The 23,570-nt window shown below is 70.9% G+C and carries 23 protein-coding genes and 1 tRNA gene; 16 read left to right on the forward strand and 8 right to left on the reverse strand.

Translation table 11 applies throughout. The features are described from left to right. Positions 1-240: 240 nt before the first annotated feature. Positions 241-714, forward strand: coding sequence for a hypothetical protein (locus ACFZAX_RS13745; protein WP_390961544.1), 474 nt, complete (start codon positions 241-243; stop codon positions 712-714). A gap of 30 nt (positions 715-744) precedes the next feature. Here ACFZAX_RS13745 and ACFZAX_RS13750 read toward each other — a convergent pair whose 3' ends face one another. Next, the gene (locus ACFZAX_RS13750; protein ID WP_390961545.1) at positions 745-1,683 is read right to left on the reverse strand and encodes a MerR family transcriptional regulator; all 939 of its coding nucleotides are present in this window, start codon (positions 1,681-1,683) and stop codon (positions 745-747) included. A 63-nt stretch (positions 1,684-1,746) separates the two neighbouring features. Here ACFZAX_RS13750 and ACFZAX_RS13755 point away from each other — a divergent pair, with 63 nt between their 5' ends. Further along, positions 1,747-2,037, forward strand: a complete 291-nt coding sequence (locus tag ACFZAX_RS13755) for a hypothetical protein (protein WP_390961547.1) — start codon at positions 1,747-1,749, stop codon at positions 2,035-2,037. A gap of 361 nt (positions 2,038-2,398) precedes the next feature. After that, positions 2,399-2,908 carry a hypothetical protein gene (locus ACFZAX_RS13760; RefSeq protein ID WP_390961548.1) on the forward strand — a complete coding sequence of 170 codons (510 nt, stop codon included), beginning with the start codon at positions 2,399-2,401 and terminating at the stop codon, positions 2,906-2,908. Here the strand turns inward: ACFZAX_RS13760 and ACFZAX_RS13765 are convergent. Both ACFZAX_RS13765 and ACFZAX_RS13770 read right to left on the reverse strand, forming a co-directional pair. Next, positions 2,903-3,781, reverse strand: coding sequence for an IS5 family transposase (locus ACFZAX_RS13765; protein WP_390961549.1), 879 nt, complete (start codon positions 3,779-3,781; stop codon positions 2,903-2,905). The two genes, ACFZAX_RS13760 and ACFZAX_RS13765, sit on opposite strands and share 6 nt — an antisense overlap. A gap of 65 nt (positions 3,782-3,846) precedes the next feature. Continuing rightward, positions 3,847-4,578: a transposase gene (locus ACFZAX_RS13770; RefSeq protein ID WP_390961550.1), complete on the reverse strand. Its 732-nt coding sequence runs from the start codon at positions 4,576-4,578 to the stop codon at positions 3,847-3,849. A gap of 58 nt (positions 4,579-4,636) precedes the next feature. On the opposite strand from ACFZAX_RS13770, the gene ACFZAX_RS13775 reads away from it, so the two are divergent. From ACFZAX_RS13775 to ACFZAX_RS13785, 3 genes are all read left to right on the forward strand, one after another. After that, positions 4,637-5,026: a hypothetical protein gene (locus ACFZAX_RS13775; protein WP_390961551.1), complete on the forward strand. Its 390-nt coding sequence runs from the start codon at positions 4,637-4,639 to the stop codon at positions 5,024-5,026. Between the two features lie 518 nt (positions 5,027-5,544). Beyond that, the gene (locus ACFZAX_RS13780) at positions 5,545-6,150 is read left to right on the forward strand and encodes an N-acetylmuramoyl-L-alanine amidase (RefSeq protein ID WP_390961552.1); all 606 of its coding nucleotides are present in this window, start codon (positions 5,545-5,547) and stop codon (positions 6,148-6,150) included. 249 nt (positions 6,151-6,399) lie between these two features. Continuing rightward, positions 6,400-6,762 (forward strand): hypothetical protein, encoded by a 363-nt coding sequence (locus tag ACFZAX_RS13785; RefSeq protein WP_390961554.1) that lies wholly within the window; start codon positions 6,400-6,402, stop codon positions 6,760-6,762. A 189-nt stretch (positions 6,763-6,951) separates the two neighbouring features. Here the strand turns inward: ACFZAX_RS13785 and ACFZAX_RS13790 are convergent, their stop codons facing one another. Both ACFZAX_RS13790 and ACFZAX_RS13795 read right to left on the reverse strand, forming a co-directional pair. After that, positions 6,952-7,242, reverse strand: coding sequence for a hypothetical protein (locus tag ACFZAX_RS13790; RefSeq protein ID WP_390961556.1), 291 nt, complete (start codon positions 7,240-7,242; stop codon positions 6,952-6,954). Between the two features lie 176 nt (positions 7,243-7,418). Next, positions 7,419-8,312 (reverse strand): neutral zinc metallopeptidase, encoded by an 894-nt coding sequence (locus tag ACFZAX_RS13795; protein WP_390961557.1) that lies wholly within the window; start codon positions 8,310-8,312, stop codon positions 7,419-7,421. A 485-nt stretch (positions 8,313-8,797) separates the two neighbouring features. On the opposite strand from ACFZAX_RS13795, the gene ACFZAX_RS13800 reads away from it, so the two are divergent. Further along, positions 8,798-9,034: a hypothetical protein gene (locus tag ACFZAX_RS13800; protein WP_390961558.1), complete on the forward strand. Its 237-nt coding sequence runs from the start codon at positions 8,798-8,800 to the stop codon at positions 9,032-9,034. 807 nt (positions 9,035-9,841) lie between these two features. Beyond that, a complete protein-coding gene (locus ACFZAX_RS13805; protein ID WP_390961911.1) occupies positions 9,842-10,444 on the forward strand; it encodes a tyrosine-type recombinase/integrase in 603 nt (200 codons plus the stop codon). Between the two features lie 121 nt (positions 10,445-10,565). Here ACFZAX_RS13805 and ACFZAX_RS13810 read toward each other — a convergent pair. Together ACFZAX_RS13810 and ACFZAX_RS13815 are read right to left on the reverse strand one after the other, a co-directional pair. Beyond that, positions 10,566-10,639, reverse strand: a tRNA-Pro gene (locus ACFZAX_RS13810). A gap of 50 nt (positions 10,640-10,689) precedes the next feature. Further along, positions 10,690-13,341, reverse strand: coding sequence for an AAA family ATPase (locus tag ACFZAX_RS13815; protein ID WP_390961559.1), 2,652 nt, complete (start codon positions 13,339-13,341; stop codon positions 10,690-10,692). 119 nt (positions 13,342-13,460) lie between these two features. On the opposite strand from ACFZAX_RS13815, the gene ACFZAX_RS13820 reads away from it, so the two are divergent. Together ACFZAX_RS13820 and ACFZAX_RS13825 are read left to right on the forward strand one after the other, a co-directional pair. Then, positions 13,461-14,033: a DUF309 domain-containing protein gene (locus ACFZAX_RS13820; RefSeq protein ID WP_390961560.1), complete on the forward strand. Its 573-nt coding sequence runs from the start codon at positions 13,461-13,463 to the stop codon at positions 14,031-14,033. A gap of 84 nt (positions 14,034-14,117) precedes the next feature. Then, complete coding sequence (locus tag ACFZAX_RS13825) at positions 14,118-14,591, forward strand: hypothetical protein (protein WP_390961561.1); 474 nt, start codon at positions 14,118-14,120, stop codon at positions 14,589-14,591. 51 nt (positions 14,592-14,642) lie between these two features. On the opposite strand, the gene ACFZAX_RS13830 is transcribed toward ACFZAX_RS13825, so the two are convergent. Continuing rightward, a complete protein-coding gene (locus ACFZAX_RS13830; protein ID WP_390961562.1) occupies positions 14,643-15,509 on the reverse strand; it encodes a TSUP family transporter in 867 nt (288 codons plus the stop codon). 164 nt (positions 15,510-15,673) lie between these two features. Here ACFZAX_RS13830 and ACFZAX_RS13835 point away from each other — a divergent pair, with 164 nt between their 5' ends. The 6 genes from ACFZAX_RS13835 to ACFZAX_RS13860 all read left to right on the forward strand — a co-directional run bounded on the left by ACFZAX_RS13835 (position 15,674) and on the right by ACFZAX_RS13860 (position 23,427). Next, complete coding sequence (locus ACFZAX_RS13835; RefSeq protein ID WP_390961563.1) at positions 15,674-16,852, forward strand: substrate-binding domain-containing protein; 1,179 nt, start codon at positions 15,674-15,676, stop codon at positions 16,850-16,852. Between the two features lie 93 nt (positions 16,853-16,945). Continuing rightward, positions 16,946-18,325, forward strand: a complete 1,380-nt coding sequence (locus tag ACFZAX_RS13840; RefSeq protein WP_390961564.1) for an extracellular solute-binding protein — start codon at positions 16,946-16,948, stop codon at positions 18,323-18,325. A gap of 112 nt (positions 18,326-18,437) precedes the next feature. Further along, entirely contained in the window at positions 18,438-19,436 is a 999-nt protein-coding gene (locus tag ACFZAX_RS13845; protein WP_390961565.1) for an ABC transporter permease subunit, read from the forward strand. Beyond that, positions 19,433-20,323, forward strand: a complete 891-nt coding sequence (locus ACFZAX_RS13850; protein WP_390961566.1) for an ABC transporter permease subunit — start codon at positions 19,433-19,435, stop codon at positions 20,321-20,323. The genes ACFZAX_RS13845 and ACFZAX_RS13850 overlap by 4 nt, the downstream gene beginning before the upstream one ends. Before the next feature lie 90 nt (positions 20,324-20,413). Further along, entirely contained in the window at positions 20,414-21,457 is a 1,044-nt protein-coding gene (locus ACFZAX_RS13855; protein ID WP_390961567.1) for an NAD(P)-dependent oxidoreductase, read from the forward strand. After that, entirely contained in the window at positions 21,454-23,427 is a 1,974-nt protein-coding gene (locus tag ACFZAX_RS13860; RefSeq protein ID WP_390961568.1) for a DUF2264 domain-containing protein, read from the forward strand. The genes ACFZAX_RS13855 and ACFZAX_RS13860 overlap by 4 nt, the downstream gene beginning before the upstream one ends. Positions 23,428-23,570: the final 143 nt, after the last annotated feature.

A 23,570-nucleotide genomic window follows, 5' to 3' on the forward strand; every position in this document is an offset into this window, starting at 1 on the left:
GGACCAGCCCCGTACTCCCAGTAACGTCCGCTACACACTCAAAGCCACCAAGCACCCCACCTGACCTGCACTGACGCGCTAACTCACCGGCATTGGCTGGTCAGAGGCGCTTTTCGTTTGTCTGACCACCCGTCGGACCTTCCGCAGTCGGGCCCCTCAGGGTTCGCCTGCTCGTCTCTCCTTGCTTGCGCCTCGCCACCACGAGCCGGCTTGTCAGAGCCATCCGCTAGCTTCCTGATCATGGGAGACTCAAGCGGATCATTGACGATCCGGCCCACCGGGGAGCTGCACCAGCTCATGCGGGCAGCAGGATTCACGGGCCTGGAAGACACGGAGGCGTTGGCGGAGGGCTGGCAGGTGACGGGCTTCGCTGAGACTGGACAGCGCAGCCTGGCCGACCTTGTCCAGAGAACGGGGACGCCGGCGGTCATGGTCTCCTTCCTGGACAGCGATGTGGGGTTTGTCGAGGCTGTCACTCCGGACGGCAGCAGCTGGGAGGGCATACTGAACCGCGAGATGGCGAAGAGCTACGAGATCCCTCTCGAGCACTTCCCCGTCGAACCCGCCGTCGCCGGGGCGCTCGCCTGGTCGGCTGCCGCCGGACTCACGCCCGACGAGGAAGCGATCCGGCAGACGCTCACCGGATCGGCTCTGTTCGCGGAACAGCTGTCCTCAGCGCTTCTGGTCGCCCTGGGGCTACCCGGCGCGACCTAGCCTTCCAGACAAGGTCGATGCGCCATTCTTCTACGCGTCACGGTCATTTCGCAGAGCCTGGATGAGCCAGGGGTACACCGGGATCAGGTTCGGTACTACCTGCCAGCCGTTGACGATCCACACCAGCCGCCAGTATCGGTCTACCCGGGGATCGTGGGCCTCTTCGAACTGCTGGGCCATCCAGTGCCGGAATCCCGTGTCAGGGGTGCGCGCGAGCACCTCGGCGAGGCGGTGCACGAGGTCGTCGACGACGGTCGCGCTCCTGTCGCTGTGGGGGTCGATGCCCGAGTCCACGGCCTCGGCCACCTTCTGGCGGGTGAGTTCCATCAGTTCGTCGCCGGCAGCGCATTCGATGTCGAGTGGGCGCCCGGCGGCCTGATTGACGGCCGTCCGGCGCATCCGGGCACGGAAATCCTCGTCACCGACGAGCTCGGCGAGCTCTACCCAGGCGGCGACCTGCTCGCTGGTCGCGTCATCGGGGAGGTCAGGGGTGGCAGCGCGAACCATGGTCACCGCGGCTGGGGCGGCATCCCCCATGCCGAAGGTGCTTTCCACGAAGTCGTCGATCAGACGTCGGCGTTCCTCGCAGGACAACTGTGTGAGTCTGTGCATGAGTGTGGTCTCCTCGGGACTGGCCTCGCGTCCGGCCAGGACTCGCAGAACGCTCCGACGCAGTTGCAGCACTCGGATCTGGACGTCCATGGCGTCGGCGTGCGCCGCGGCGACTTCCGCCACCGAGAGCTCGCGGTCCAGTACCCGTTGAATCGTGGCCAGGTCCATGCCCAGCTCGCGCAGGGTGCGCAGGAGTTCCAGACGACGCAATGCGTCGAGGCCGTAGAGCCGGTAGCCGGCGGGACTACGGGTGGTCGGCGCTACCACCCCCGAATCGGAGTAGAACCGGATGGTCCTCACGGACAAGCCGGTCCGCCGGGAAAGCTCCCCGATCGAGTAGGGGGTCGTAGCGTCCATGTCCCCCACTCTGCTGTCTCCAGTCGCTGGAGACTCCCCCCGTCCGCCGAAGGCGTCCAGTACATGGTGTCGGGCCAGCGCGAGTACTGGGAGATGTCGCTGGAGCCGCCGACGGGCGAGCGGTTCGAGGAGGGCCGCACCTATCCCATCGCGTACTCCGGCAGTGAGGACGTCGCGGGCGTCGTCATCAACGTGTCCGCCTACGGCTGCGTCCACACCGTCACCGGCGACCTGTCCTTCACCCGGCTGATGCGGGACGACGACGGCGCCATCAAGGCATTCGCCGCCACCTTCACGCTGCGCTGCGACGGCACCGACCCCGCACTGCACGGCACTATCCACCACTACGCCTGACGCGCACGCCGCACCGCCGTCGCCGAGCCTGCGCCGGCGGCGGCCACGACATCGCCGAAGGGCGCGCTGGGGGAAGCCGACGGGTTCCGCACGTCACTGCATTCGGTGCGGGACGTGCGGTGCCCGGACGGAACTGTTGTGCTGCATGAGGCAGGGTCTGTAGCGCGTACTAGGCCGTGTATCGAAAACGCTGTTCGCGGTGCTCATCGGTGGCTGCGGGAAGCGCTGGATGCACGAGCCGGGGTTGTACGCGCCACCCCTCCAGCCACAGAGTTGAACACGTTCAACTAGTCTGGCAAGGTATCTCTCCACGGCCCACTCCTATCGGTTGGCCGATGCGGGCTGAGGGTGGGAGGTCCTGGTGGCGGGCGGAATCAGGCTGCGTGCGTGGAGGGCGACCCTCGGTGGGTTGATGGTGGTTTTGGCTGCTCTGACTGCGTGCGCCGGCCCCTACCAGTACTACGAGGGAACAGGGCTCCACGACGCCACGGCGGCCGAAGTCGAAGGGGGCTGGGGGAACGTCGAGGGGACCCGCGTGGTGCTCCACAAGGACGGAACGGCTCTTTTTGAAAAGCTCGACGGGCAGGACTTCGACTTCGAGGACGGCTGGCGCCTCTCCGGTACGGGAACCTGGCAACTGACTGACGACAACGGCGGACAGGCCGTCCGACTCACGCTGACAGCCCGGACTCGAGCGGAGAGCCGCTCCCCCGTAACGGCCACTGACACCTCGACTCCTGAACCCCCATCGGCATACGCGTGGTCCTTCTACGTAGACCGCGATCAGAACCACGAGCTGAAGCTGTTCTTCTTCTACGGCGATCCCGACATCGGGAACACCTACGTGATGACGCGCGAGACCGGGTCATAGCCATTCGTTGATCGCTGCGACCAGCACAGTCGCCTCGTAGCGGACCGCGAGCTCGTCGTAGCGCGTAGCGACGGCGCGGTTTCTCTTGAGGCGGTTGATCCCACACTCGACCGCATGCCGCTCGCGGTAGTCGACAGAGTCGAAGCGCGGCGGCCGGCCGCCGCGGGAGCCGAGCTTGTGGCGATTGCGGGCCTGGTCGTCGGCCTTGTCCGGGATGGTGCAGCGGATCCCTCGGCGGCGCAGGTAGGCGCGGTTCGCGCGGGAGGCGTACGCCTTGTCGGCCCGCACGCGGTCGGGGCGGACGCGTGGCCGGCCCGGCCCGATCCGGGGCACGCGGGCCTTCTCCAGCACGGGTTCGAACTGCGGCGAGTCCCCGCGCTGCCCTGCCGTCACCACGATCGACATGGGCTTCTGGCCCTGCTCGACGGCCAAGTGCAGCTTGGTGGTGAACCCGCCGCGCGAGCGTCCCAGCCCGTGATCACCGGGCTCGGTAACCACGCCGCCCGGCGGCTCCTTCTGAAGGTCGCCCTGCTTCCGGGCCCCGGCCGCATGCTGATGGGCGCGGCAGACCGTGGAGTCGACGCTCAGGTCCCACGCGATCGCGCCTTTCGCGTCGGCCAAGGCCTGGAGCCGGGTGAGGATCCGGTGCCAGGTCCCGTTCCGCTGCCATCGGCGGAACAGGTCGTAGATCCGGCCCCACGGCCCGCACGCGACGGGCACGTCCCGCCACGGAACGCCGGTCCGGACCCGAAACCGTATGCCGTCGATCAACTGCCGACGAGGCCAGACCGGCGGCCGCCCCGCCCTGGCACCCTTCGGCAACAACGGCTCCAGCACCGCCCACTGCTCGTCCGTGAGATCTCCCCGCCCCATGAACCGTGATCATTCACAGCCCAAAATCCACTTTTGATACACGGCATAGGCGCAATACTGGTGATTTAGGTTGCTTTCCGGCTGGTTGGGGTGGCTCTGGTTGGGTCGACCAGCCGGACTGCTGGGGTGTTGGGCGGTGGTGCGCTGTAGTGCTCGGCTCGTTTGAGGGCCCAGTTGGACATCTTGCGTTTGATCACGCGGGGGTTGGAGCGTAACCGCCTTGCGGGCAGCAGTCGTTCGATGACCTCACGCAGGCTCTGGGTGAGGGACCGGGTCAGCCATGAGGGGGAAAGCGCCGCCTGGCCGGTGACGTGGCGGCGGACGACGCGCAGGGTGCGGGTGAAGGAGACCCGGTCAGGATCATGGCCTGCCTTGAGCGCGGCCCGGTGCATCAGGTCTCGCAGCGCGTGGTGGACCAGCAGGAACGCGAAGACCTCCTGCTCGACGCCGCGTGGGGAGCGGGAACGCAGCACCAGCCCCGGGACGCCCTGGTGATTCTTGGTCTGGTCCAGGGTGTTCTCGATCTCCCACCGCTGGGCATGGAGCGCGGCGAGTTCCTCGGCCGGTGCCTGCTCGGGACCGAGGAGGATGGTGATCAGCCGGTGGACGGTGCCGTCGCCGTCGCGTGGGCCGAGGGCGTACTCGATCACACGCACCCGCTCGGGGTCCGCGCGCCGACGGTTGTCCCGCGCGGCGACGATCTGGGACGGGTAGGAGCCGTCGGCGAGGGTTTCCATGACCGGCAGCACCGCGACGCTGCGGACCAGCCACAGCAGGTCCGCAGCGCCCGCCTTCACAGCCCGCCACAGGTCGAAGCCGCAAAAGCCCGAGCACACACTGCTTTACGAAACCCTGGTGGAATATGCAGATGGAACAACCCATTCCGGAAGTCCGGGCCAACTGGATGAAGTTCGCGGGATCACCGCGCCGGCCAACCTCAAGGACGACCAAGCCTGCGCCGACCCCGCGGACACCCACGGCCCTGTCCAGCAGATCGCCGCCACGACGAAGGCCTCCCACACCGCGCGGGACCGCGCCGCCCCGCACCTGCTGACGGTGCGCCTGAAGCAGCTGCACGAGCAGGCCACCACGGTGCGCCGGTCCGGGCAGGCCGGGGCCGGGTCGTGGACGGGCCGGCTGCCGGAGCTCGCCGCCCGCGCTCTCGACGGTGACACCGCCGGGCGGTGCTCGCGTGACGGCCGAGTCGGAGCTGAGCGGGGTCGACCTCGCGCGGCAGGGCCCTGACCGCCGCCCGGGAAGCGGCGGAGAAGAACGGTGCCATCGCCAAGAAGCCGAAGCGGCGTACTACCACCGTCGTACGGCGCGATGGTCGCGAGCCGCTCGGGCTGGGCAGTGCGATCAGCCGGATGCTGACCGAACGCGGCATGACCGCCCCGGCCGCCGGCGGCACCGTCCTCGCCCACTTCGACACGATCCCGACCGTGGTCGCACCCGAACTCGTCGGCAGGGTCCGGGCTGTGGGCTACGACGCGGACGCCGGCCGCTTGGACGTTTCGTTCCCGGCACCCGGGCGGCCGCCACGAAACTCCGCTGGACCGCCCCGGAGCTCGTGGCGGCGGATTCGGCATCCGTCGCTTCGCTCCGCGGCCGATCCCTGGCGCCTACCGCCTTTGGTTGGCCCTCTGGCATGTCCCAGAAGGTCTTGGCAGGGGTGTGGAGGGGGGCTCATCATGAGGCACATCATTGTCATGGACACGGCTTACGTGTGAGTGCCCCACTCCTCTTCCCAAGGGAGCCCCCCCATGGATCGGCCCAGCCCCCACCCCCTCAGACCCTCGCGCCGACGCCTGCTCCAGGGCGCCGCCGTCACCGCCGCTGCTGCCGCGCTGGGACCACTGGCCGCCGCCCGTGCCGCCGCCGCGGCTCCGTATCCCGTAACGCACTGGATACCGGCGAGCACCTCCAACTACACGGTCTCCAGCCGCCCGAGCAGTTACCGCCTGAACTACGTGGTCATCCACGTCACCCAGGAAACCTTCCAGGACGCGATGCGGATCTTCGAAGATCCGGCCCGCCGGGTGTCCGCGCACTACATGGTCGCTTCCGCGGACGGCTACATCGGGCAGTTCGTACGGGAGAAGGACATCGCCTGGCACGCCGGCAACTGGGACTACAACACGCGCTCCGTCGGCATCGAGCACGAAGGCTGGGTCGACCAGCCGCAGTGGTTCACCGACGTGATGTACCAGCAGTCGGCGAAGCTCACCGCGGCCGTCTGCGACCGCTACGGCATACCGAAGACCCGTACGCACATCATCGGCCACGTCGAGGTTCCGGGCACGGACCATACGGACCCGGGTCCGAACTGGGACTGGACGAAGTACATGAAGCTGGTCAACGCGGCCTGACCTCTCCGTGCAGTCCGGCCGAGCGGGGGGAACTTCAGTCACTCCAGGTAGTAGGGCTTGGTCAGGTGCATGCGATCAGGGCGTGTCTCGATTCGTTGGGTGGTCCGCCGCGTCGGGTGCTCTTCACAGGATGAGCACCTCGACAAAGGAGCACAGTGGATCTCATAGCACCGGTACCGTCGCGGAAGCTTGGGCCATACTCGTTGGCTGATGACGGAATCGCGGCACTTCTGAGACGCTACGAGTTCCATGATTCCGGCATCCGCCCGGGTGATCGTTGACCAGGACTTCGGACCGAAGCCGCGGGGGCGGGCCGTGAGGCTGGTGATCGACGCTCGAGTGCTGGACGAGGCCCTGCGGTGGGAGCCCATAGGCCTGGATCTGGTCGATGTGAGGCGATTTCGGATCGACGAGAGCCAAGAGGATCCCGCGGGGGTGCTCTACGATCCCCCGCAGTTCACCCGGTTCAACGGGCTGATGCAGGTCGACCTGGGCGCTGAACGCTTCGGCAGGCTCCGTCCCACCAACGGGCAGGAGGTCTTCGAGGGTTCGGAGTGGGTCTTCGAGGCGGCCGGGGGCACGTGGAGCGTCCTGGAGTCGTGGACTGTGTGACACCCCTCAGACGGCTGCTTCGTAGAGCGAAAACGACGTAGGTGTGGTGCGCGGCCTGCCAGGCGGGAGCGGTACTGCGCGCCTCCCACCGTCGGTCGACCAGTCGAAGCACCCGGTCACGCTCGGCGCGGGCGGTCTGCTCGTGTACCAGGCGGTCCCGGACGTCGACGTACCGGGCGGTGGTGTCCATCAGTGCGACCAGCCGTGTTCCCGGTCGCAGAACTCGGTGGCGGTCGCGCGGGGGCGGCTGGCTCTCCAGTGGGCCAGCGCCCTGTCGAACTCGGCTTCGGCGGTCTCGTCTCGACCGGTGAAACCTTCGATGTCCAGCGGCCGGGCGTCGAACGTCGAGGGCCCTGCGGGCCGGTGGCCGGGCTCGATGCCCTGCGAGCGCAGGGCCGCGTAAACGGTGGGACGGCTGATGCAGGCGGCCTCGGCCAACACGGAGATCCAGGTCTCGCCCGCCTGCCACGCCGCTGCCACCCTCTCGTCGCCCCGGAGGCGACGCGGAAGGCGAGGTGGCCTGCCGAGCTCGGGAGGCGTTCCGGCTGCCCGGAGACGACACCTCACCTCCTGAAGGGCGCTGCCACGGCGGCGCGTCGGCCGTGGTCCCGCATCCGGGGCCCTGTGCATCGGGCGGCGTCGGCGCCGCCCCCTTCTCAGGCGAAGGTGTCACAGTCGGCGATCTCGCCCGTCCGGTAACCGGCGGTGAACCACTTCTGCCGCTGCGCCGCGGAACCGTGCGTCCAGGTGTCCGGCGTGACCTCGCCCTGGAACCTCTCCTGGATCCGGTCGTCACCGACCGCCGCGGCCGCGTCCAGTCCACGATCGATGTCCGACTGGGTCAGTTCGGTGATCAAGGGCCTGCCACTCCTGGGATCGGGGGTAGTGGTCGCGTGGTGCGCCCAGACTCCGGCGAAGCAGTCCGCCTGGAGCTCCAGTTTCACCGATCCGCTGTTCTGCCCCTGGCCGTTCCCTCGGGAGATGGTGCCACTGAGGTCTTGGATGTGGTGCCCGTACTCGTGCGCGATGACGTACGCCTCGGCGAAGGGGCCTCCCTCGGCACCGAACGTGCTGGTGAGTTCCTCGAAGAAGCCCAGGTCGAGGTAGACCTTGTCGTCGGCGGAGCAGTAGAAGGGACCCACCTCGGACGTCGCGTCGCCGCAGCCGGTGCTCACGCTGTTGGTGAACAGCCGGGTCGGTGCCTGCGTGTAGGACTTCCCCGCGGCCGATTCGTTCTGCTTCCAGAACGCCTGGACGCTGTCGACCACGGCCACGATCCGGCAGTCGTCCTTCGTGTTGGCGTCGGCACCCGACCGGCAGTCCGCCGCCAGGTCACCGGCATCGGCCCCCGTGACTCGGCCGGTGCCGTCGGAGGGGTCCGAGCCGAGAAGGCCCGGGTCCATCCCGAACACCAGCGAGGCGACCAGTACCAGCAGACCGACCACCCCTCCGCCAACCGTCTTTCCGCCACCGGGAATCCCGCCGAGCGCCCCGCCCCGGCCGTCCTGGACCTCGGAGGTATCCAGTGCGGCGTCGTCGTCGAACCTCATCAGTGACTCTCCCTCACAGCGCGCCGGTCCGCCCTGCGTCGCTCGGCTCGCGTACCCCCGACAAGCCGTCCCATCCGCACGGGTACGGGCCCGTCGGGAGTGTCCTCCCGGCGGCCCCGCCCGACGGCCCTGGTGCGGCAGCACCGAGGAGCGAGGCCCGCCCGTCACCACCACCCGAAGGCGAAGAAGAACGGCGCCGACCGACCGAAGCCGAAGCGGCGCACCGGTGCCGCCGCGGTTCGGCGCGACGGCCGCGAACCGCTCGGTCCCGGAAGCGCGATCAGCCGGATGCGGACCGAGCGCGGCATGAAACGAGTCCTCCTCGCTCCAGGACCGATGCCAACACGTTGAACGCGAGTGACACAAGGAAACCTTGGTGGAAGGCTGGGCGGATGGAGTGCTTCCCCGCCAACCCTGACAGCCTGCACGACCCTGTGACGCTCCTCGACGAGCAGGGCACCGCTTGGGTGCTCCACCGTAGGCGGGTGGACCTCCGCATCGTGCGTCGACTCGTCAAGGACGCGGCCACACCAGTGGTCTGGGCGGACATGGGCGGTATCAGCCCACGTCCCACGACCGGAACCGAACGCTCCGCGCTCTGGGACCGGATCAAAAACGACTACAGGGGACCAGGGGGAAGCGGATCGACCGGGCGCTGCCTGGCTCACGAATTCCGCACCGAATCGGGGCGCCGCATGCTCTACGTGGCGGAAGACTGCTGACGCCACAGAAATTGCGCCAGAGCCCGTTCTCGCGTGCAGAGCCAGCCAGGCCGTCCGCGACGTCCGCCCTGCCCCGCCCGCAAGTACGCGACGTTCCGGCCCGCCGGCGCGCCGAAGCACCCAGCCGCCACGGCCACGCTCGACTACGGCCTGTCCCAACGCGCCTTGATCGCTGTCTCCAGCCGTGGTCGACGGCGGACGGGATGGGCGCCGGGGAGGAGTGGAAAAGGGAGGGGATGCATGCTGCTCCCAAGGAGCGTGGGCTCAGCGGGACGCGTATCCGTAAACCAGCATCCCGACACCGAAGGTGGCGGAAGCCGCTCCTTGCATGATCGCTGCTCGGACAGACCTTGGACCTTCCGTCGGCAGCTTCCACCCTCTCCAACGGGACCAGAGGCCAAAGGCAAGGAGCAGCATGCCGACGATCACGAAGCCTGCACCACCAGCTATCGGGTCATCATTCGTTTGGGAGGCAACAGCGAGACTCGACGGCATGACGGGCACTGTGGACGAGACGGGACCGTGCCCCCATGTGCCCGTTCGGTCGGGAAGCGGCAGCCACTAGCAGACGAGTCGTACGCGAACGGCCCCTGACAGATGAGCTGGTCAGGATCCGTTCACCTGCGGTGGCTGCGGTATTCGAACCTGGCGACGGGCCGGGTGGTGCGGGAGCGGCCGGTCGAGGCCTGGCTGGCCAGTCGGCCGGGAAGGGGCGCGGCGGGTCAGGTGGCAGGGCGACCGACTTCCGGCATCGCTGTCTCCCTCGATGAGCCCGTCGTGCCCGCCCTGGGCCACGTCCCAGTCCTGATGATCACCAATGGCGTCGTCGACCGCACCGTGCAGAACTGGATCGCCGACGAGCTCAGCCGCTCAACGGTCAAGAACACCATCGCCGTCCTGGTCCGCGTCAGACATCGACACCACCCAGTGGATCTGGACCGTGCGGCGTCAGACCACACCCGCGCCCGGCGGGCTGACCGACAAGGGCACGAAGGGCAAGCGGGCCCGCCAGGTTCCTGTCGTCGAGGAGATCCGCCCCCTCGTCGCCAGCGCATCTTGTCCGCAGGCCCCAATCCGGACGCGCGCCTGTTCACAGGCCCGCGCGGCGGACGTATCTCCACCGCCGTCTTGCGCGACGCCACGCACGGGGACGACGTGGTCACCAAGCTCGGCTACGAGCATCTGCGCCGCCACGACCTCCGACAGACGGGACTGACCTGGTTCGCCGACGCCGGGGTCCACGTGCACGTCCTCCGCAGAATCGCCGGCCACGGTTCGCTGACCACCACCCAGCGCTATCTGCACCCGGACGTCCACAAGATCACGGCCGCCGGGGCGGCGCTCTCGGCCCACTTCAACGTGCTGCGCGCACCACGCTCACTGCCGAGCCCCTTCGTCATGACCCGCTGACCCGGTCAGGGACGCCGGACCTCCAGATGGTCCCCAACTGGTCCCCAACTGGTCCCCAACAATGATCAAGGGCCGGTTTCGGATTGCTCCGAAACCGGCCCTGATCTGCGACTGTCTCCAGTCGGGACGACAGGATTTGAACCTGCGACCCCTTGACCCCCAGTCAAGTGCGCTACCAAGCTGCGCCACGTCCCGCTGCGTTTCCTCCCGGGACTCCCGGTCGGCCGCGCAGAGAAAACATTACCTCACTCCGAGGGTCGAATTGACGCGCGCGCGTGCTGGGCGCGATGGGCGAGTGCGTCGGCGCCGCAGGCGACAGCCAGTTTGTGGGCGTGGGCGAGCTCCCGGGTGCTGCGGATCGCCATGCCGTACTCGTACCGGGCGAGGGCGTGCTCGTACTCGGAGGAGGACGCTTCCAGGTGGCGTACGGCGTCGGCCAGCAGCTTCTCGGCCTCCTCGGCGGGCGCGAACAGGGCAAGGCAGCGCAGGGCCTCACCGATCGCGGTGTCCGTCCCGAAGCGTTCCGCGTGCTTCCTGGCCCGGGCCGCGATCTCGGCGCCCTTGGCCGGGTCGGTGCCGGCCAGCGCGCGGGCCAGGTCGAACGCCCAGGGCGCCCAGACGCCGTTGTGCCGCTCGCGCGCCTCCAGCGCGACGCCCGCGGCTTTGAGCTCGGCGACGGCCTCCACGGTCCGCCCCTCGGCCAGCAGCAGTCGTCCGCTGATGCACGGGGCGTCGGGGAGGACCATGGCGCTGGGGTACGGGTACGGAGCACCGAACTCGTACTGGTCCGCGATCAACCGGGCCTCGGCCGTACGGCCCCGCGCGAGCAGGGTGTCGATGAGGAGGCACGCGGCGTCCCAGTGGACGGGAAGGCCGGTGCCGACACGGTCGGCGAGGCGCAGGCCCTCGCGCAGGAAGCCCTCAGCCTCCGCGAGCCTTCCGCGGCGGCGGGCGACGAGGCCGAGCAGGGTGTGGGCGAAGGCGAGATGCGCGCCGCTCCAGCCGGAGATCTCGAAGGCCCGCACCGCCTCCCCGAAGAGGCTCTGGGCCCGCGCGTACTGGTCGGTGAAGGCGTAGGTGATGCCGACCATGGTGGGGAATTCGAAGCCCCATTCCGGGTCCGTCCAGCCGAGTCCCCGGGCCGGGCTGCCGTCGACGAGGGCGCGTTCGCAGAACGCGACGACGAGCTCGGCGCTCTCGCCCCGCAGCATGGCGTCGAACGCGCGCAGGGTGATCAGGGCGCGCTCGGGGTTGTCCCGGCCTTCGAGATGGTCCGCGTTGTTGACGAGCCGGCGTGAGCGGGCGGCACCGTCGTCCTCCTCCCGCTGCATCCCCTCCCACTGGAAGTGCGCGGCCTGCAGACGCATCAGCCCCGGTCCCGGCGCGGTTCGCGCCGCCTCCGCCGCGAGGGTGTCGGCCGCCACCTTGAGCTCGTTGTTGTGGGCGAGCGCGGCGGCGAGCCGGAAGGTCGCGTCGACCCGCTGGCGGTCGTCCAGACCCGGAGTGTCGAGAGCGTTCCGCAGATGCCGCACCGTGGTCGCGGGTGAGCTGAGGAGCGTGGCACAGCCCAGTTCGTAGAGGATCAGCGCGCGGTCCTCGGGCCGGGGCGGCTCCTCGACGGCGCGTTCCAGACAGCGCCGGGCGGCTTCCGGGGCGCCGACCGCGAGGTGGTGGGCCGCCGCCTCGCGGAGCTGCCTCACCACCTCCTGGTCGTCGTCCGCGTGCACTTCGAGAAGGTGGCGTGAGGCCGCGGCGACGCCGTATCCGGCGTCGGTGAGGGCCCAGGCCGCCCGGCCGTGCATGGCCGTACGGGTGGCCCCGGGGATCGAGTCGTAGATGGTCGTGGCGATGAGCGGGTGGACGAACTCGAGCGGGTCGAAGCCGGTGATGATGCGGGCCTCGCGGAGCTTGGCGGTGCAGTCGGCAGCTTCCGCCGCGCTCATCCCCGCCAGGTTGGCCGCGATGTCCGGCGAGATCTCCGTGCCCAGTACGGCGGCGGCCCAGGCGAACCGATTGGCATTGGTTCCCAGCCGCTCCAGCCGGGTGACGAGCCCGCGGCCACGGGCGGAGGCGCCGAGCGGGCGCAGCTGCCCCGCGGAGTCCTCCACCGGCGGCATCTCCTCGTCCTGCACCTTGGCGACCAGTTCGACCGCTTCGTACGGGTTGCCTCCGGCCACCGCCCAGACCTCACGGCAGAACGGGTCGTCCGCGTGCTCCCCGAGGGCCTCGCGGACCAGATGGGCGGTCGCGTCCGGGGTGAGCGCGCGCAGCGGGACGCGGACGAGTTTGGCGGGGTCGTTCGCCGCGTTCGGGTCGAAGGCCCCGAACCTGCCCCGCTCGGCCATTTCTCGTGGACGGTAGGCCGGAACGGCGAGTAAAGGCAGATCGCCGAGGTTCTCGGTGAACGAGGAGAGCCAGTCGAGGGATTCACCGTCCGCCCAGTGCGCGTCGTCGACGATGAGCAGCAGGGGCCGGTGGCTGTGGCGGACCGCGAGTTGACGGACGACGTGGTCGAGGCCGTCCCGGACACCTTGGGGCTCGGGCTGCGGCCCACTGGGCTCCGCCAGTCCGAGGGCGGGGGCGGTGGTCTCGTACCAGTCGCCGAACAGCTCGCGGAGCTGGTCGGGCGCGATCTGCACGAGCGCGGGCTGGAGCAGTTGGCGTACGACGTGGAACGGGACCGACGTGACGGTCTCACCGCCACGCGCCGACCAGACGGTGCAGCGTTCGGCGGCCATGGCCTGGACCTCCGCCAGCAGCGCGGTCTTGCCGAGGCCCGCCTCCCCGCTGTAGACCAGCAGGCCTCCGACGGCCTGCGCGCCACAGAGTGCCTCCACCGCGTCTGCCGCGGCGGTGAGTTCGGGATCGCGCTCGTACAACGGCCGGGACGGCTTCATGCCTCCCCTTCCCCAAGGTGATGCGGACAAGGGCCGAGCGTAGCCGTGCGCGGAGCGGCTCGGGCGGTGGTCCGAACACTTCGCCGCAGGTAGGGGCCGCTCAGGGGCACAATCAAGCCGTGGACGAGACGCACAGGGACCGCGACGACGAAGGCCGGGCGCGCAACGCGCGCCCCAGGGACGGGCTCGGACGCCCCCTGCCCTACGGAGCCGAGGGAGTGGGGCGCCAGCCCGAGGGAGTGGTGCGCTCCCCCGAGGAGACACTGCGGGAGGCGCAGCGCCTGCTGGACGCGGGCATGCCGTTCCACGCGCACGAGGTCTTCGAGGACGCGTGGAAGTCCGGCCCCGAGGAGGACCGCGGTCTCTGGCGCGCCATGGCCCAGCTGGCGGTGGGGCTGACGCACTCGGCGCGCGGCAACGCGGTGGGAGGGGCTCGGCTGCTGCGCCGGGGAGCGGGCGTACTTGGCGCATATCGCACCCTCGAACCGTACGGAATCGGGATCGACGGGCTGATCGACTGGGCCCGGGAATTGGCGGCGCGGGTGGAGCACCGAGGAGCGGTGGCGGCTCCCCCGGCCGATGCGGCGGACGCGGCGGACGCGGCGGACGCGTCCGGACGGGGGCTCGACGCCGCCGACAGCGCTCTGGACGCGGCCTCGGAGGCGCCTCGGCTGTGTCCGCTCCGTCCGTGAAGAGCCCTTCCGGGGGGATGCGAACCGCATCCCGGAAGGGCTCGCCGTACCCCCGGCGGCGGACAGCCGTTACGATCCGGCTCCATGAGCACTGCTGACCAGGAACAGGTTCGGGAACAGGTCCGGGTCGAGGACGAGGACGCCGACCGGGACCGGAACGGGACCCGGGACCGGGACCGGAAGGACGGGACCGGGGACGCGCCCCCCGCGGGAACGGCCCCCGACGCGACGGCTGCGGGCGAAGTCGCCCCGGAGCAGGACGCCTCCGACGGGGAGGCGGGTGCGGAGGCCGCGGGAGAGCGTCGTTTGACGCCCCGTCAGGCGAGGCGGCTGCGCATCGCGCTGTCCTCGGCGGGCATGGCCGTGATGGCGGTGGTCCTGTGGATGCGCATCGCCAGCCGCTCGTCGGTCCTGGTCGTCGGCGTCTACGGACTGGCCCTCATCCTCTGCGGCGTGGTGATGGAACTCAGCCGTAACGGCCGCACCCGACTGGCGAGTTGGCTGCTCGGTATCGGTCTGCTCGCGGCCGTCGGCACGGACTGGCTGCTGCTTCCCTGATACGCGGCACGCGCGGCAGGGGCGGCGCGGTCCACCGACCGGCCCCGGCCCTCACCACAGCAGCAGCTGCAGTCCGCCCACCACCGTCGCCACGAGCACGATCCGCTCGAAGAGCCGCTGGTTGATCCGGTCCACGCACCGGCGGCCCAGCCAGGCCCCGGGCAGGACGAAGAGCACCAGGAACGCGTCGAGCAGCAGGGAGTGCCCGTCGACCAGGCCGAGTCCGACGCTGAACGGCACCTTGGTGACGTTGACGATGAGGAAGAACCAGGCGGAGGTGCCGAGGAAGCCGAGCTTGCGCATCCCGGAGGAGAGCAGGTAGAGCGACATGACGGGGCCGGCCGCGTTGGCCACCATGGTGGTGAAGCCGCCGAGCACCCCGTACGTTCCCGCCTGAGCGCGTGCGGCGTTCCGGGCCCGGCGGCCGGCGGACCGCGGCACCTCGGCCGTTGCCCCGTTCGACCGCCTCGCCCCGTTCGCCCCCTCCGCCGGCTCCCCGCCTTCCGCCGCTGTCGCGACGGACACCCGCTCCTCGCCCTCCTCCGACGCCCCGGTCCGACGCCGTCGCCAGAGCGTGACACCGACCATGACCAGCAGGATGGCGCCGATCGACGTGCGTACGGCGCCGTCGCCCGCGTACGTCAGGAAGAGCGTGCCGGCCACCAGGCCGACCACGACGGCGGGGAAGAGCCGCAGCAGCGTCGGCCAGTGCGCGTGCCGCCGGTAGACGAAGACGGCGAGGACGTCACCGGCGATCAGGAGCGGGAGGAGCACTCCGGTGGACTCGCGGGCCGGGAGCACCGCCGCGAAGACCGCGAGGCTGATCGTGTTGGCGCCGTTGATCGAGGTCTTCGAGAAGCCGACGAGGGCGGATGCCGCGGCGAGAACGGCCAGTTGTACGAGCGTGAGGGTATCCATTGCGGATCGAATGCTAAGCACATCGATTCTGGAGCCGTGCACCGCCCACCGGGCCACACCCCCTGGCGTCCGGCCGGGACGGTCTGCCTATGCTGCGCCCGCAAGCGCTCGAAGAAGCGCTCAAACGAACATCACGCGGCAGTACGGGGTAAGGGGCCAACAGCATGCGGGAGCCGGTGGAACTCAGGCGGCAGCGAATCCTCGCGGTGGTGGGGGCGCGGGGGGCGGTGAAGGTAAGCGCGCTCGCCGAGGAACTCGACGTCTCCGTGGTCACGGTACGCCGGGACGTGGAGGAGCTGGCCCGCGCGGGGCGGCTGCGCCGCGGGCACGGAGTGGCCCGGTCGGCCTCCTTGGCGCAGGACCCGGCCCCCGCGCCGGCGGCGGAGCGGACCGGGCCGGCCGGGGAGGCCGGGCCGGTCGCACTCGTGGTGCCGGAGCGGCATTCGTACCTGTACGAGACGCTGCACGGCGCCCGTTCGGTCCTGGACGAGCACGGCGTCCGGGTCGCGCTGCACATCGCCCCGCAGGCGCGGGGAACCGAGCGGCCCCTGGTGGAGCAGGCGCTCGCGGGGGGCGCGCGCGGGCTGCTGATCGCGCCGCGCTGGCGCAGCGCCCGGTGGGAGGAGTCGGACGGCGAGTGGCTCGCCGACGTGGGGGTGCCGACCGTGCTGATGGAGCGCAGGCCCCGCCCGGGCAGTGCGCTGCACGCCCTGGACTCGGTCTGCTCCGATCACTGGTACGGGGTCCACCTCGCGGTGGACCACCTGGTGTCGCTGGGGCACCGCCGTATCGTGCTGGCCGCCCGGCACGACAGCCCGACCGCCCGGAGCATCCGGGCCGCCTTCGCGGAGATCGCCGCCGGGCGTCCGGAGGTGGAGGACTGGTGCGTGGTGCTCAGTTCACCGGACGCGGTCCCCTCGGGAGGGCCGTACGGCGGGGAGGGTGAGGACGGCGGGCAGGGCGTCGGGGGGCGAGGTGGCGCCGGAGCGGCGCTGGACCTGGCGGCGGTGCTGCGGGAGCGGCGGGCCACCGGCGCCGTGCTGCACGGTGACGTCGACGCGTTGATGCTGGTGCAGCGGTTGACGGAGAGCGGGGTGCGGGTGCCCCAGGACTGTTCGGTGGTGGCGTACGACGACGTCGTGGCGGGGCTGGGCACCACGCCGTTGACCGCGGTGTCGCCGCCGAAGGCCGAGATCGGACGGGCCGCCGCCGAGCTGCTGCTGTACCGGCTGGGTGGCTCCGAGGGGGCGACGGGGCCGGTGCGGCGTACGGAGTTGCTGCCGGAACTGAAGGTGCGCGGTTCGGCGCAGGCGCTCATCTCCCCGCACCGACCGATCGTTTGACCGCTTTCGATTTCTTCTGATCGATCTATTGACCGAATCCGGTCAGGCGATCAGGATTCCCGTTGTCCCGAACAGGAGCCGCGGGAGGCGCGCATGCCTGATCGACAGAGTCGTCGGTCCGTGCTGGCCACGATCGCCTCGCTGCCGTTGGCAGGTGCGCTCAGCGCCTGCTCCGGTGGCGGGGCGTCCGGGCAGAGCACGAGCAGTACAGACACCACCAGCAGTACGAGCAGTACCGGAAGCACCGGCAAGGGCGGCAAGGTCCGCATCACCTTCTGGTCCGCCCTGCGGGGCAGTCAGGAGGTGGTGGACGCCTTCAACCGCGGCCACCGCACCATCGAGGTGGAGTTCCAGCAGATCCCCTCGGGTGGTCAGGGCGGTTACGCCAAGCTCAGCAACGCCGCCCGGGCCGGCAACGCCCCGGACGTGGCGACCCTGGAGTACCCGCAGGTGCCGGGGTTCGCCATCGACGGGGTCGCCCGGGACCTGACCGGCCTGGTCGGCGACACGCTCCGGGCCAAGCTGTTGCCGCAGGCGCTGGGACTCACCACGTTCGACAAGAAGATCTTCTCCGTCCCGCTCGACATCGAGCCGATGGTGATGCACTACCGCACCGATCTGTTCGAGGAGTACGGCCTGCACGTGCCGCGCACCTGGGACGAGTTCGAGGAGGCGGCGGCGACCGTACGGCGCAAGGGCGGTGAGCGGCGGCTCGCCCTCTTCCCCACCGACGGGGCGACGCAGATGGCCGCGTACGCCTGGCAGGCGGGCGCCCAGTGGTTCTCCACCGCCGGCGACACCTGGAACGTCTCGCTCGCCGACGCACCGACCCGTCGCGTCGCCGCGTACTGGCAGCGGCTCATCGACCGGGATCAGGTCTTCATGAACGCCGTGGAGAGCCGGCAGAGCGACGCGCAGATCGGCAACGGGCTGGTGCTCGCCCGTCTCAGCGGCGCCTGGGACGCGGGCGCCCAGATGAAGGCCCGGCCCGGCCAGAAGGGTCGGTGGGCCATCGCGCCGTTCCCGCAGTGGGACACGGCGAACCCGTCCAACGGGACGCACGGCGGGTCCACCTTCGCGGTGACGAAGGACTGCGCGCACCCGGAGGCCGCGATGGAGTTCATCGAGTGGCAGGTCTCGCACCCCGACGCGCTGCGGGCCCGCCTCTCCAGCGGGGCGAGCAGCCAGTACCCGGCCGCGCCCGGCCTCGTCTCCGTGGGCAGCAAGGCGTTCGACCGCTCGTACTACTCGGGCCAGGACATCTACCGGGTCTTCGAGGAACAGGCGCGGATCATCCGGGACGGCTGGGTCTGGGGTCCCCGGATGACCGCCACCGGCAAGGTCATGCAGGACGGGTTCGCCCGGGCGAGCGGCGGCAAGGGGTCGCTGTTGGGCTCGATCGAGGCCGCCCAGGAGGGAACCATGCCCGACCTGCGGGCGCTCGGTCTCGCCACCAGCGAGCGGTCCACGTGAGCCGCACACCGGCGCCCTCGCGCCGCCGTACCGGTCTTCGCGCGAACCGCCCCGGTCTCCCCCGGTGTACCCGCACCGGTGTCCCGTCGCAGCAGAGAGGCAGGTGACTCCCATGGCCAGCACCAGCACCACCCGGCCCGTCCCCGTGAGCGGTGCGGGGCGGACCGCGCGTCCCGCCTCCCCCGTCCGGACGGGGACCGGCCCCGTGACGGCCCGCCGCCGTGAACTCGGCGCGGCCGGCGCGCTGATGACGCCGTTCTTCGTCCTCCTGGTGACCGTCTTCCTGATACCGGTCGGCACCGCGATCTGGCTGAGCTTCTTCAGCGACGACCAGCCCGGTCTCGGCTTCGGCCCGGAGAAGACCGTCTTCGTGGGTGTGCGCAGTTACGTGGCCGTCCTCACCGACCCGACGTTCCTCGGCGGTCTCGGGATCGTCGCGCTGTACTGCCTGATCTACATACCGCTGATCGTGATCGGATCGCTCGCGCTGGCACTGCTGCTGGACTCGGGCGTGGTGCGGCTGCGTGCCACCGCGCAGCTCGCGCTCTTCCTGCCGCACGCGGTGCCGGGCATCATCGCCGCGATCATCTGGCTCTATCTGTACACCCCGGGGCTCAGCCCGGTGATCGACGTTCTCGGCAAGGCCGACATCACGGTGGACTTCCTCGGAGTGCACACCGTGGTGCCCTCCATCGTGAACATCGCGCTGTGGAGCAACCTCGGCTACAACATGGTTGTTTTCTACGCCGCGTTGCAGGCCGTGCCGCGCGAGGTGATCGAGGCGTCCGTCGTCGACGGCGCGGGTCCGGTGCGTACCGCGCTCCGGATCAAGGCGCCGCTGGTGCGCTCCTCCATCGTGATGGTGGCGATGTTCACGCTGATCTTCGCGCTCCAGCTCTTCACCGAGCCCATGCTGCTCGGCCAGTCCACCCCGATGATCAACTCCCGGTTCTCCCCCAGCATGTACATCTACGACGCCGCGTTCACCCGCAACAACTACGGTCTGGCGGCAGCCGCTTCGGTGATCCTGCTGATCTTCACGGTCGCGCTGTCCTACGGCGTCACCCGCTGGACGAACCGCGCCAACGCAGCCGAGGAGGACGCCCGATGAGCGCGCCTGCCCTGCCCCGTACCGCCCGCCGCTCCGCCTCCGCCGCACGGCGGCCGGGGCTCACCGGACGCGCCGTCGTCAACCTCGTGGTGGGCGTCTCGGTGCTGTACACCCTGCTGCCGGTGCTGTGGCTGGTGCTGGCCTCCACCAAGGACCGCGACGCGCTCTTCCAGAGCAACGTCCTCTCCCTGAAGGGCTTCTCGCTCGTCCAGAACCTGAAGGACGTGTTCTCCATGGACGCGGGCCTGTACGGGCGCTGGTACGCCAACAGCCTGCTGTACGCGGTGCTGGGCGCGGCCCTGGGGGCGCTGATCAGCATCGCCTGCGGCTACGCCTTCGACAAGTACCGCTTCCGCCACAAGGAGAAGATGTTCGGTCTGGTGCTCGCGGCCGTCATGGTGCCGCAGACCGTCCTGGCGCTCCCGCTGTACCTGATGGCGTCCAAGGCCGGGCTCGTGAACACCTTCTGGGCCGTCTTCATCCCGGTGCTCTTCAACCCGTTCGGTGTGTACCTGGGCCGCATCTTCAGCCAGGGGTACGTACCGAACGAGGTGCTGGAGGCCGCCCGGGTCGACGGGGCGGGCGAACTGGCCACCTACTTCAAGGTGGCGATGCGGATGCTGGGGCCGGGTCTGGTCACCGTCTTCCTCTTCCAGCTCACCGCCATCTGGAACAACTTCTTCCTGCCGATGGTGATGCTCTCGAACCAGGACCTGTATCCGGTCAGCCTCGGCCTGTACACCTGGAACAGCTCGGCGTCGGTCTCCCCCGAGTACTACCCCGTCGTCGTCATGGGCTCGTTGCTCGCCATCGTCCCCCTCATCCTCGCGTTCGCCCTGCTCCAGCGCTTCTGGCGGTCGGGGCTCACCGCGGGCGCCGTGAAGTAGCGCGGCCGGCGCGGCCGTTCCCCCGGGGCGGTCCGCGCCGGACCGCCCCGCACCGGCGGCCGTCGCGGACCGCCCCGTACCAGGAGAGACATGCACAGTTCCGCTGCCACCAGCCCACCGAGCACGCCCCGCCGGCCGCGCGCCGTGCTCGCCATGAAACCGGACGCGGCGGCGGCGGTGCTTCCGCCGGAGGCGCTCGCCGCGCTCGGCGAGGTCTGCGACCTCGCACCGACGCCCGCCCTGGACGACTTCACCACCGACCGGGCCCGCGCGGCGCTGGCCGACGCGGAGATCCTGGTCACCGGCTGGGGCTGTCCGCCGATCGACGAGGACGTACTCGCGGCGGCGCCGGAGCTGCGGGCCGTCGTCCACACGGCCGGCTCGGTGCGCGGCCTCGTCACCGACGCCTGCTGGGCGCGCGGGATCGCGGTCTCCTCGGCCGCCGCGGCCAACGCGCTGCCGGTGGCGGAGTACACCGTCGCCATGATCCTGCTGTCGGGCAAGCGGGTGCTGGAACGCGCCCGGGAGTTCCGCGTCGCCCGCGACCGGGGCGACTGGCTGCGGGTTCCCGACGAGGTCGGCAACTACCGCCGCACCGTGGGCATCCTGTCCGCCTCGCTGATCGGCCGGCGGGTGATCGAGCTGCTGCGCCCCTACGACCTGCGGGTGCTGCTGCACGATCCGTACGTGTCGGCCGAGGAGGCGGCGGCGCTCGGCGTCGAGGGGACCGGGCTCGCCGAACTCTTCACACGCAGCGACGTGGTGAGCGTCCACACCCCACTGCTCACCGGCACCCGCGGGCTCGTCAGCCGCGAACTCCTCACCTCGATGCGGCCGGACGCCACGCTGATCAACACCTCACGCGGCGCGGTCGTCGATCCGGACGCCCTCACCGACGTCCTGCGCCACAAGCGGATCCGGGCCGTCGTCGACGTCACCGACCCGGAGCCGCTGCCCGCCGACCACCCGCTCTGGGAGTGCGAGAACGTACTGATCACCCCCCATCTCGCCGGTTCGCAGGGCAACGAGTGGCGGCGGCTGGCCGATCTGGCGACCGGTGAGGTCGCGCGCTGGGCCGCGGGCGACGGTTTCGCCCATCCCGTACGACCGGAAAGGCTGGCTTTCCTCGCATGACCACCGCACCCACCCCCACGCCCCTCGTACTCCCCTCCGACGACCGCGTGCTCAGCCCTCTCACCGGTTACACCCGGGCGCACTGGGAGGCCGCCGCCGACGGACTGCTGCACGCGGCCTGGCAGTGGGCCACCCCCGGCCGGGCGATGCTCGACCTGCCCGGCCGCCCCTCGGGCTCCGGGGTCCGCTCCGACGGGCTGGAGGGGTACGCGCGCACCTTCCTCGCCGCCGCGTTCCGGGTGGCGGGCGCCGACGGCAAGGACCCGCACGGCTGGCTGGACCGGTACGCGGACGGTCTCGCCGCCGGTACGCGCACCCCGGGGCGCGACGACGCCGAGTCCTGGCCGCTCATCCGCGACCACACGGTCTTCGGCCAGCCCATGGTGGAGTCGGCGTCCGTCGCCCTCGGTCTGCGGCTGACCCGCCCGTGGCTCTGGGACCGGCTCGACGGACGCGTCCAGGACCGCGCCGAGGAGTGGCTGCGCGGGGCGCTGCGGCACACCCCCGCGCCCAACAACTGGTACCTCTTCCCCTTCACCGTGGCCGGGTTCCTGGAGTCCGTGGGCCGTGGTGACGCGGAGACGGCGCGGGCGAGGGCCCGCGCGCTGGACCTGCTGGAGGGGTGGTACCGGGGCGACGGCTGGTACGCCGACGGCGACGGGCGCGCCTTCGACCACTACAACGGCTGGGCGCTGCACCTCTATCCGGTGCTGGACGCCCATCTCTCCGGCGACCGGGAGCTCCTCGCCCACTACGGCGGGCGGCTGCGCGAGCACCTGGAGAGCTTCTCCCTGATGTTCGGCGCGGACGGGGCGCCACTGCACTTCGGGCGCTCCCTCGCCTACCGGTTCGCGGCGGGCGCGGCAGTCGGCATGGGTGCGGTCTCCGGGCACACCCCGCTCTCCCCGGGGGCGTCCCGGCGGCTGGTCAGCGGTTCGCTGCGGTACTTCCTGGAGCGCGGCGCCACCGGTGGCGACGGGCTGCTGAGCCTGGGGTGGCACGGCCCGCACGAGGCGACGCTCCAGCACTATTCGGGTCCGGCGTCGCCGTACTGGGCGTCGAAGGCGTTCGTGTCGCTGCTGGCCCCGGCGGACCACCCGCTGTGGACGGCACCGGAGGAGGCCGCGCCGAGCGAGGGCCCGGACCGGGTGCTGTCGGTGCCGGCGCCGGGGCTGCTGGTGCAGTCGACCCGGGCGGACGGGATCGTCCGGCTGCACAACCACGGCAGCGACCATGTCCGGCCGCACGAGGGCGAGTCGGCGGCGGAGGCGGACCCGCACTACGGGCGGTTCGCGTACTCCACGGCGACGGGCCCCTCGTCGGCGGTGAACGTCGCGGACAACCATCTCTCCGTCCGGGTCGGCGGGGCACGCAGCGTCCGCCGCCGGATCCGTGCGCTGGGCGCGGGGCACGGGGACGGGTGGGGCTGGGCGGCCTCCTGGCACATGCCGGTCTTCCCCGGGCAGCCGCCGGCCGTCCCCGGGCTGCGGGTGGAGAGCGTGACCTTCGTACGGGGGCGTCACGAACTCCGGGTGCACCGGCTGCTCGGCGTCCCGGCGGGTGCCCGTGTCGAGCAGACCGGCTGGGCGACGGCCCCCGGCGCCTCGCCGCGCTCCGCACTGCACGGGCTGTACGGCTGGGAGTCCGAGGAGGAGGTACGCGCCCCACAGGGCACCGCGTACACCCCCTGGGCGGTCGTGCCCCGGCTGGCCGCGGACGCCGAGGGCACGGTGGTCCTGGTGGCGCTGGCCTCGCTGACCGGCGAGGCGGACCCGGCCCCCGTCGGTACGGCGGTGAGCGGGGTGAACGTGGCGGCGGACGCCGACGGCTCCGGGGACACGGTGGAAGTGGCCTGGGCCGAGGACGGCGCGGTCACCCGGATCGCCTTCGGCCCGGGACCGGCCTCCGCCGCCGGGTCGGCGCCGGCCGCGGCCTCCGTGTCGGTGTCGGTGGAGCACGGCACCCGCTGACCGTGAACGGCCGGGGGGGGGGGGGGGCGGGGCCCCCCCCCCCCCCCCCCCCCCCCCCCGGGGGGGGGGGGCCGGGGGGGGGGGGGGGGGGCGCCCCCCGGCCCCGCGGGGTGCCATCAACTGGCCGCGCGCGCGCGGAGGCC

The sequence above is a fragment of the Streptomyces sp. NPDC008125 genome (assembly GCF_042957125.1).
Classification (GTDB): Bacteria; Actinomycetota; Actinomycetes; order Streptomycetales; family Streptomycetaceae; genus Streptomyces.

What these genes read in the sequence shown, in the direction of transcription:
- ACFZAX_RS13745 (WP_390961544.1), top strand. Translation starts at nt 241, where the DNA reads ATGGGAGACTCAAGCGGATCATTGACGATCCGGCCCACCGGGGAGCTG.
- ACFZAX_RS13750 (WP_390961545.1), bottom strand. Translation starts at nt 1,683, where the DNA reads ATGGACGCTACGACCCCCTACTCGATCGGGGAGCTTTCCCGGCGGACC.
- ACFZAX_RS13755 (WP_390961547.1), top strand. Translation starts at nt 1,747, where the DNA reads ATGGTGTCGGGCCAGCGCGAGTACTGGGAGATGTCGCTGGAGCCGCCG.
- ACFZAX_RS13765 (WP_390961549.1), bottom strand. Translation starts at nt 3,781, where the DNA reads ATGGGGCGGGGAGATCTCACGGACGAGCAGTGGGCGGTGCTGGAGCCG.
- ACFZAX_RS13780 (WP_390961552.1), top strand. Translation starts at nt 5,545, where the DNA reads ATGGATCGGCCCAGCCCCCACCCCCTCAGACCCTCGCGCCGACGCCTG.
- ACFZAX_RS13785 (WP_390961554.1), top strand. Translation starts at nt 6,400, where the DNA reads ATGATTCCGGCATCCGCCCGGGTGATCGTTGACCAGGACTTCGGACCG.
- ACFZAX_RS13795 (WP_390961557.1), bottom strand. Translation starts at nt 8,312, where the DNA reads ATGAGGTTCGACGACGACGCCGCACTGGATACCTCCGAGGTCCAGGAC.
- ACFZAX_RS13805 (WP_390961911.1), top strand. Translation starts at nt 9,842, where the DNA reads ATGATCACCAATGGCGTCGTCGACCGCACCGTGCAGAACTGGATCGCC.
- ACFZAX_RS13815 (WP_390961559.1), bottom strand. Translation starts at nt 13,341, where the DNA reads ATGAAGCCGTCCCGGCCGTTGTACGAGCGCGATCCCGAACTCACCGCC.
- ACFZAX_RS13825 (WP_390961561.1), top strand. Translation starts at nt 14,118, where the DNA reads ATGAGCACTGCTGACCAGGAACAGGTTCGGGAACAGGTCCGGGTCGAG.
- ACFZAX_RS13830 (WP_390961562.1), bottom strand. Translation starts at nt 15,509, where the DNA reads ATGGATACCCTCACGCTCGTACAACTGGCCGTTCTCGCCGCGGCATCC.
- ACFZAX_RS13835 (WP_390961563.1), top strand. Translation starts at nt 15,674, where the DNA reads ATGCGGGAGCCGGTGGAACTCAGGCGGCAGCGAATCCTCGCGGTGGTG.
- ACFZAX_RS13840 (WP_390961564.1), top strand. Translation starts at nt 16,946, where the DNA reads ATGCCTGATCGACAGAGTCGTCGGTCCGTGCTGGCCACGATCGCCTCG.
- ACFZAX_RS13845 (WP_390961565.1), top strand. Translation starts at nt 18,438, where the DNA reads ATGGCCAGCACCAGCACCACCCGGCCCGTCCCCGTGAGCGGTGCGGGG.
- ACFZAX_RS13850 (WP_390961566.1), top strand. Translation starts at nt 19,433, where the DNA reads ATGAGCGCGCCTGCCCTGCCCCGTACCGCCCGCCGCTCCGCCTCCGCC.
- ACFZAX_RS13855 (WP_390961567.1), top strand. Translation starts at nt 20,414, where the DNA reads ATGCACAGTTCCGCTGCCACCAGCCCACCGAGCACGCCCCGCCGGCCG.
- ACFZAX_RS13860 (WP_390961568.1), top strand. Translation starts at nt 21,454, where the DNA reads ATGACCACCGCACCCACCCCCACGCCCCTCGTACTCCCCTCCGACGAC.